Raw genomic sequence first — 8,071 nt, forward strand, 5'->3', positions numbered from 1 at the left:
GCTAGCAGCGATCTACTCTGTTCAGCCCAGTCCCCCGTTAGCAAGAGCGCCCCGCCCAGCCAGCACGACCGGGGGCTGTGCTCATAGGCTACCACGTTCCCGCCCCCGGCGCAAGCCATCAGCAGAGCTAACCGCTTCGTCCCCTCTCAGAGTGGCCTGCGAAAGCCGAGGAAAAAGCGATCACCTCTTCAGCATCTCTGCCGCAGAATAGAATCAAACAGGAGAGCGAGCCTCCAGGCAGCAATGCGCAGCCCGTACAGCGCCGCCTGGGCTTGTAGGACAAACCTCTCTCCTACGGTTAGGCTCCGTCTCACTGAGGGGAGGATGCGGATCATGCTCGTTGCCTACGGACCGGAAGGGCAGCCCGTGGTAGCCGATGAGCGGGCCTTGAGTCAGCTGCAGAAATGGTCGCAACAGCGCCAGCTTTTCTGTCCCAACTGCCGCGCCGTATTGCACCTGCGCGGCGGACCAGCCCGCCGCACTCAGCTCCATTTCGCCCACCGCAAAGGGGAATGCCCCTGGAGTACAGAAGAAGAATCGGAACGCCATATGCGCGGCAAAGCTGTGCTGGCCGCCTGGCTACGCCAGCAATTCCCTGCCGCCAGCGTCACTCTGGAGGAACGGCTCCCCGAACCGAATCGCATCGCCGATGTCTTTGTGAGCCATGCGGATGGCCAACGGCTGGCTGTCGAGTTCCAGTGCGCCCCCCTCGAACTTGACGAGTGGCAGCGCCGTCACCAGGCCTATCAGCAGGCCGCTATTACAGACCTCTGGATCATCGGCAGCAACCGCCGCGACAAGCAAGAGGCCTTTCAGGAAGCTATCCTCGAAAGCAGCGGCCTCTTGATCTTTCTTGATCCCTTGCTCACTCCTGCCCGTGTCTGGCTACGCTGGCCGCTCAGTGCCCAGGCCTTACAGGCGTGGCAAGAGGAGAGCACCGGCTCGGCGCGTACGCTGGATCTAAGTACCGGTGGTTGGGTTGGACGCCTGGGCTATGGGGTGACCCTGAGCACGACCCTGGCTGAGCTGCAAATCAGCGCACAGGGCGAGGTCAATCACCCACTGCGCGCAGCATATGAGCGCCGCCTGCGCCTTCGCCACCAGATGATGTTCGCCAACCACGTTGATGAGGATCTTCTTGCAGCTTATCTCTATAATACAGTTAGCGCCGACATGATAGAGCGCGTGCTGCGTCCCCTGCTACGGGCCTACCGCAGCGATCCTGAACTGCTGCGCCGCTATAACTATGGACGGGGGACAGCCGAGCAGCCACTACAAGAAGCGGATCGCCAACGTGTCGCTCGCGCCTGCGCCTGGCTGAGACACCTGGCCAGGCAAGGTTTTCCACCAGAGCGCTTGCGCGAGGTCGCGCAGGAGATCCCTTTTGTCGGTCCCTATGCCGCCTTTGTCCGCTATATCGAAATGCTGGTCACGCTCGCCCAAAGTCACCATTGAAACCGCCTGCCTCACTCAGGCGTGTTGACAGAGAAGAGACAAAAGGCAGTCACCAGAACAGGCCTATCCGCGCGTGCGCCTGCTCGCGCTGCCAGCGCCTGATCATGGCTGGCTGGCTCTCTCACAGGCAGGAAGGAAGGAAGAAGGAAGGAGGGCAGGATGAACAACTTTTTTAGAGGAGTCCTGGTCGGTGTCGGCATCGGCCTGCTGATTGCTCCCATGCGTGGTGAAGAAATGCGCCGGCTGCTTGGCGAGCGGCTGCAGCAGTTGCGCGATTCTCTCCCCGAGAACGAGCAACTGAATGAGTACGTGCAGCAAGTTTCTCATCGCGTTTCACAGACGGCCAGCAACGTCAAGGAATACGCGCGCCAGGCTGCCACGCGTGTGCGCGGCACTGCCGAGGAGCCAGGAGGCCTAGCCCAGAAATCGGCCCAGGATGTCAGCGAGACTGCGCGCTCCCTTAAGCCATCTACCCCAAGTTAGCCCAACCGCACCTGACCAACTCACGGCGGTCCGGCGGAGCCGCTTCTGGATGCCCGGCCATCCAGCCAGCGGCCCGGCCTCTCAACTCACCTAGCAGCGAGCGCCTGCCTCCTTGGAGAGGCAGGCCGCTTTTTTCAAGCTCTGACGCCGGCAGGCAGCGTTATCTCTCGTCATCCCCCTCCAGCTCCTACGGTTCCGGTTCAGACCTCTGCTACGGCCGGCGTAGGATACGGAATGCGTTCAATCTTGAGGTTCATGGCCGCCAGGCGAGGCACGATATTGCCATAGCCTCGCTCGAGGAAATGAATGCCCGTAATCACAGATGTGCCGCGAGCGATAGCCGCAGCGATCACATAGGCCAGGCCGGCGCGCAGATCGGGAATCACAATCTCCTCATCCACTGCCGTAAAGGGAGTCGGTCCGATAATAATGGCGCTGTGCTCATAATTCATATCGCGGTAGCGACACGGCACACTTCCCAGGCAGTGCGTCGTCAGCTGTGTCCGAGCTCCCAGGCGATTGAGGGCCTTAAGATAGCCAAAGCGCTTCTCATAGACCGTCTCATGAATAATGGAAATGCCATCGGCCTGCGTCAGCAATACCGCAAAGGGTTGCTGCCAGTCCGTCGAAAAGCCGGGATAGACGTCCGTCTCAATGATCGCCGGACTCAGCTTGCGCCGGCGGAAAAAGCGAATACTATTAGCATCGACGAATTCAAAACCGCCACCTACCTGCTGGTAATACGAGAGAAAATTCCCGAGACTATCGGGACGAATCCCATGCACCGTCACATCGCCGTCGGAGGCACAGGCCAGCGATGCCCAGGAGGCCGCCTCAATGCGATCACCCAGGACCGTCATGCGGGTCCCTGTCAGACGTTTGACCCCTTCCACGCGAATATCGCGGCCCGGTGAGGTGAAGATAATGGCCCCCATCGAACGCAGCATGGTAATCAGCTCAAAGATCTCTGGCTCAATGGCCGCATTCGAAATGAGGGTGCGCCCCTCGGCCAGCACGCTTAAGAAGAGACAGGTCTCAGTGGCCCCCACACTGGGATACGGCAGATGAATATGCGTCCCGCGCAACGGCTGCACCCGCTGCGCCGTGTAGCCTTCAGGCGTCTCCTGCACTACTCCCCCAAAGCGTTGAATAGCATCAAGGTGAAAATCCACCTTACGCGCCCCGATCTGACAGCCGCCCACCACAGGCACTGAGACCCGCTCAAAGCGGTGTAACAAGGCGCCCAGGAGCAGAATTGGTGCGCGGTTACTGCCAGACTGCGCTAACGGTACCGTTGAAGCATTAACCGTCGTGGGGTCGATCAGCAGCGTTGTCTCATCGAGCTGCTCCACCCGCGCTCCAATACCCATCAACATCTCCGCCGTAATCTGGACATCCCCAATGGGCGGCACATTGGTGAGTATGGTTGGCGTTTCTCCGAGTAGGGCCGCTACCATCGCCTTGGTTGCAAAGTTCTTGGCCCCCAGACAGGTAATTTCACCCACCACGGGATAGCCGCCCTCAATACGATAGGCATAGGTCGTCTGCTGTGATGTTCCTGCAGTATTGGGCATAGACTTCATCATCGCAGTGATCGAGACTGCTCACACGAGCTGACGTCATCAGCTCTCATCTTTCTACTCGACGTATTTCCTGGTAAGACTTCAGAAGCGCAGAGTACCCAGAGACAGTTTAGCAGAGGCAGAAAAATGCGATAGCCTGTACACTATTGTATCACCTTGGCACAGGCCATCGCCTTCCTCAGCGCCAGGGAACTAGCAGGCAAGAGCGCCACTTCCCTGGCCATCTCCGCCGGGGAGGCCAGTGCGCCGGCTCCCTTCCCACGGCGGCAACCTTAGTACTTTTGACTTGAGACGGCATCGTGCCGCTTGCACTCAGTACTTGTAGAAATGCTGGCTGGCTACCTCCTCCGGCGTCTTTTCACGGAAGAACTCAGCTTCTGCCCGCTTGACAGCCAGATAGGAGCGTCCCAACAGCGAGCCGAGAGCCTCCATTAAGACGGCATCGCGCTCCAGCTCGTCCAAAGCCTCATCGAGGCTCGTTGGCAATCGACGAATCCCGCGCCGCTCGCGCTCCTCATCGCTGAGGTTGCCCGGATCAACCTCAACCGGCTCGCCAGGATCGATCTGCCGCTGGATACCATCCAGCCCCGCCGCAATTAAGCCCCCCAAGGCGAGATAGGGATTGCCGCTGTGATCCGAGGGTTTTAGCTCCAGATTCAGCGACTCCGCCTCACGCCCCCAGAAGGGCGATGGCACACGAATCGCGCCCTCACGGTTATCATAGCCCCAGGCCGTGTACGCTGAACTCCAGAAGTGCGGCAGCAGGCGGCTATAGGAGTTCGGACTCCCACAAGTGAGCGCCACCAATGCCGGCAGATGATGCAGGACGCCACCAATGAAATATTTACCAATTTGACTTAAGCCACCGCGCTGCTGCGGATCATAGAAGAGATTCTTGCCAGCCTGGGGACTGCCTTCAGTCCCCCACAAGCTGAAATGAATGTGGGCCCCACTGCCAGCCTGATCCAAAAACGGTTTGGGAGCAAAAGTCGCATAGAGACCATAGTGACGCGCGGTTCCGCGCACGACCTCTCGCACCAAACAGACATGATCAGCCGCCGTCAAGGCATCAGCATGGCGGATCGATAGCTCCTGCTGAGCTGGCCCCAGCTCCGTATGGAAAAGCTCCACCGAGAGACCAACCGCCTCCAGAGCCGAGAGAATGGCATCAATGACCTCACCTTGCTCATCCAGGCCAATACTGCTATAGCAGAGACTCTGGTCCGCCGGCACAAAGCGCCCCCCTACTTCGCGAGCCAGATAAAACTCATGCTCAATCGCCGCCTCTGCTCGCATGCCCTGCTCAGCCAGGCGGGCTACCATACGCTTCAGAAAAGTCCGTGGACAGGCCTCCCAGGGCTGGCCATCCAGACGCATCATATCGCACATCATACTGGCACTAGCGGGCACATAGGGCAAGACCACAAATGTCTGAGGATCAGGGATCAGACGGAATTCCCCCACTGGCCCCATCCCCTCGACCGCGGCCAGGGTCTCGACCGCTGTGAAGGCCTGCATGGCGAGCGTCTGCCCGATGCCTTCGCGCATGCGCGTCGCCAATCTATCAACGTGCGTCGCTTTACCACGAATGATTCCACCGTTATCGCAGTAGAGGAAACGCACCAGACGCACATTGGCCGCACGAGCCTGACGCACAACATCATTGATATCCATTGGGACCCTCCTTGCAGGGTATCAAGATAGTCTACCGCTGACGGCAAGGCGAGAGACATATGGTCCAGATCTCACGTTCCGCCAGTTCACGCCTGCTCTGCCGCTGCTAGTATACAGCAGGTGCGCCGCCGCAGTCGGCCTCTCTTCTTAGGGAGGCACCGCTTTAGCGTAGTTTGGCCATACACTCGTGAGCAAAGAGACGCACCGCGTCAAGCTGGGCAGCATCAGGCAGATAGATAATGACCTCTTGGGCGCCAACCTCCTCATAGGCGGCCAGGCGCTGGCGGATTGTCTCGGGACTGCCCACTAGCTCGCGCTCGCGCAGTTGCTCCGGCGGAACGTTGCGCCCCATATACGATTGCTGGGCTTTGCGCATGGCCTCCTCGTCACTCTCAGCAATGGCACAGTTAAAGAGGACCGTCCGTCGGATGCTTTCATAAGCGCGTCCGATCGCCTCACAGTGCTGCCTGAGAACCGCAAACTTATGGGCGATGCCCGCAGGATCAAGATGCCCAACATTACAGGCATCGGCATACTGCGCCACCAGCTTTAAGGTCACCTGCTCCCCTCCTCCGCCAATCAGGAGCGGAATATGCGGCTGCTGCACCCCCTTCGGCTGGTTAATCGCACCGTGCACCTGATAGTAGCGTCCCTCGAAATAGGCCTCCTCCTCGCTCCACATCTTCAAGATGACTTGCACAGCTTCACGCAGCATACGCAGACGCTCGGCTGTCTCCGGGAAGCCATAGCCATAGGCCCGCCACTCATGCTCATACCAGCCGGCCCCAATTCCGAAGTCAAGCCGTCCGTGGCTGAGCACATCCACCGTACTGGCCATTTTCGCCAACAGCGCCGGATTGCGATAGGCACTACAGGTCACCATCTGCCCGATGCGCACCCGCTGCGTATCGCGCGCTAAGGCCGCCGTACTCGTCCAGCATTCAAAGGTCACTTCCTGCAGCGGCTGCGGCACCGTATGAAAATGATCAAACAACCAGATCGAATCAAAGCCCAGGGCCTCAGCCTCGCGGGCCACGCGAGTCATTGTCTCATAGGCCTCAACCGGGTCAGCAATGCCTACCAGATCGAGACGCCAGCCCTGGGGGACCAGAAGACCGAATTTTAGGGCCATCGCTGCTCTCTCCTCTGCTTTGCGTGTTGCATCCATCCAGGCCAACATCGCCCCTCTTGTCACAAGGGCGTCGGCCAGACAGCCAGGTGTCTCGGCTGGCTTGCTCTCTCTTCCTCGTGCCCCATTATATACCACTTCCAAGACCTCCCGACCTGGCCCATTCTTCCCCTCTCTGTCCTTATCAGAGCCTGCCTCTTGACAGAACCAGTTACCTTGTCTATATTAGACAAACGTCTGGACTAAACAGTACAGTCACTGTTATTGGATAGTACAGTCTGCTTGCTTCCGGGGAGAGTCGATGACATCATGGCTGAGCGTGATCCTGGCGACGTCAGAGCCAGTGGCAAAGAGCGCCTGATTCAGGCAACGGAGAGCTTGCTGCGCAATCGCCCGTTTGAGGAAGTGACCGTTGAGGAGATCACCAAGGAGGCCAAGCTCTCACGTCCGGCTTTCTACTACCACTTCGCCGGCGGTAAGGAGCAACTGCGGGCAACCTTGGTAGAGCGTGGTCTCTTACGGGAGAGGCCGGCACAGGATACACGAGAGCAGATCCTTGCGGCCGCGTTGCGAGCCTTCGCGCGCTCAGGTGTTTCAGCTACCACGCTGGACGAGATTGCCACCGAGGCCGGGGTATCGCGCGGTACCCTCTGCTGGCACTTTCACAGTAAGGAGGAGCTGCTTGCCGCCCTGATCAGGCACTACAGCCCTCATGGGACGCTGCAGTCCGCTATTTCTGAGGCCGTGCGCCTGGCCGAGGAAGGCCAGATCGATGATCGCACGGCGGTCTACCGCATTGTGGCGGCTTTCCACGATGCGCTGATGGCTACCCCCCAGGGCGACCTGCTGCGTCTGGCCATGCTGTTGATTCACAGCCATCCCGACGCTGCTCAGATTCTGGCAAGCGTGCTCACAGAGAATCGCAAGATCCTGATCAACTATGTACGCACGCGGCAGGAGCAAGGTCGCTTCCGCCGTACCTTTGCACCGGAGCTGATTGTGCAGATCCTGGCCTCGATCTTTGTTATGCGGGCCGTCGCCCGGGGTCTGCTTAGCCTGCTCTCCGTGACACAGTTTTCTCGCGAGGAGCTGATCGAGCAGGTGGTCGATCTGCTTTTTTACGGCATGCTACCCTGTGATCAGTCCGAGCGAGTCTCTTAGCTGAAAGGGCATCCTGCTAGCCGAGACGTTTCCGTTCTGCATGAGTGAGTCTTGAAAGAGAGAAGAGGAGCTTTGCTTTATGCAAGCAAGCGAGCAAACAAGGAGGCGTGGGGGTGGTCTGGCCTATAAGTGGATTGTGGCGATTGTGGTGATCATTGGCGTCTTCATGTCAATTCTGGACCAGACCATTGTGAATATCGCGATCCCCCACCTGCAAGCTGCTTTCGGGGCCGATCTCCATACGGTCCAGTGGGTCTTGACTGCCTACATCCTGACTCAGGGTGTGGTGACGCCAACGGCAGCCTTCTTTGCCGATACACTCGGGATTAAGCGGTTCTATATCATCTCGCTGGCCGCCTTTACGCTTGGCTCAGCTCTCTGTGGCCTCTCGTGGAGCCTGCCAGCACTGATCTTCTTCCGCATCATTCAGGGAGTGGGTGGTGCCTCTCTTTTCCCGCTCTCGATGGCTCTGGCTTTTAAGGAGTTTCCGCCCGAGGAGCGTGGGATGAGCATGGGTCTGTTCGGTGTGCCCGCTCTCTTGGCCCCCGCTATCGGCCCTACCCTGGGGGGTTACCTAGTGACATAC

General features: G+C 59.0%; 7 protein-coding genes. 4 read left to right on the forward strand and 3 right to left on the reverse strand.

What is annotated here, in order from left to right; translation table 11 throughout:
* Nucleotides 1-333: 333 nt before the first annotated feature.
* Both IRZ24_RS13505 and IRZ24_RS13510 read left to right on the forward strand, forming a co-directional pair.
* Nucleotides 334-1,455 (forward strand): competence protein CoiA family protein, encoded by a 1,122-nt coding sequence (locus IRZ24_RS13505; protein ID WP_297165119.1) that lies wholly within the window; start codon nt 334-336, stop codon nt 1,453-1,455.
* 159 nt (nt 1,456-1,614) lie between these two features.
* Entirely contained in the window at nt 1,615-1,938 is a 324-nt protein-coding gene (locus tag IRZ24_RS13510) for a YtxH domain-containing protein (RefSeq protein WP_297165121.1), read from the forward strand.
* A 200-nt stretch (nt 1,939-2,138) separates the two neighbouring features.
* On the opposite strand, the gene murA is transcribed toward IRZ24_RS13510, so the two are convergent.
* The 3 genes from murA to IRZ24_RS13525 form a co-directional block, all read right to left on the reverse strand.
* On the reverse strand, nt 2,139-3,524 hold the full coding sequence (gene murA / locus IRZ24_RS13515; protein WP_297165123.1) for a UDP-N-acetylglucosamine 1-carboxyvinyltransferase: 1,386 nt from the start codon (nt 3,522-3,524) through the stop codon (nt 2,139-2,141).
* Nucleotides 3,525-3,833: 309 nt separating this feature from the next.
* Entirely contained in the window at nt 3,834-5,195 is a 1,362-nt protein-coding gene (locus IRZ24_RS13520; RefSeq protein WP_297165125.1) for a glutamine synthetase family protein, read from the reverse strand.
* A gap of 163 nt (nt 5,196-5,358) precedes the next feature.
* A complete protein-coding gene (locus IRZ24_RS13525) occupies nt 5,359-6,327 on the reverse strand; it encodes an LLM class F420-dependent oxidoreductase (protein WP_297165126.1) in 969 nt (322 codons plus the stop codon).
* A gap of 306 nt (nt 6,328-6,633) precedes the next feature.
* Here IRZ24_RS13525 and IRZ24_RS13530 point away from each other — a divergent pair, with 306 nt between their 5' ends.
* Together IRZ24_RS13530 and IRZ24_RS13535 are read left to right on the forward strand one after the other, a co-directional pair.
* A complete protein-coding gene (locus IRZ24_RS13530; protein ID WP_297165128.1) occupies nt 6,634-7,485 on the forward strand; it encodes a TetR/AcrR family transcriptional regulator in 852 nt (283 codons plus the stop codon).
* A 79-nt stretch (nt 7,486-7,564) separates the two neighbouring features.
* The coding region (locus IRZ24_RS13535) for an MFS transporter (protein WP_297165130.1) at nt 7,565-8,071 on the forward strand (507 nt) is incomplete at its 3' end.

Source organism: Thermogemmatispora sp., assembly GCF_019683755.1.
Taxonomy (GTDB): domain Bacteria; phylum Chloroflexota; class Ktedonobacteria; order Ktedonobacterales; family Ktedonobacteraceae; genus Thermogemmatispora.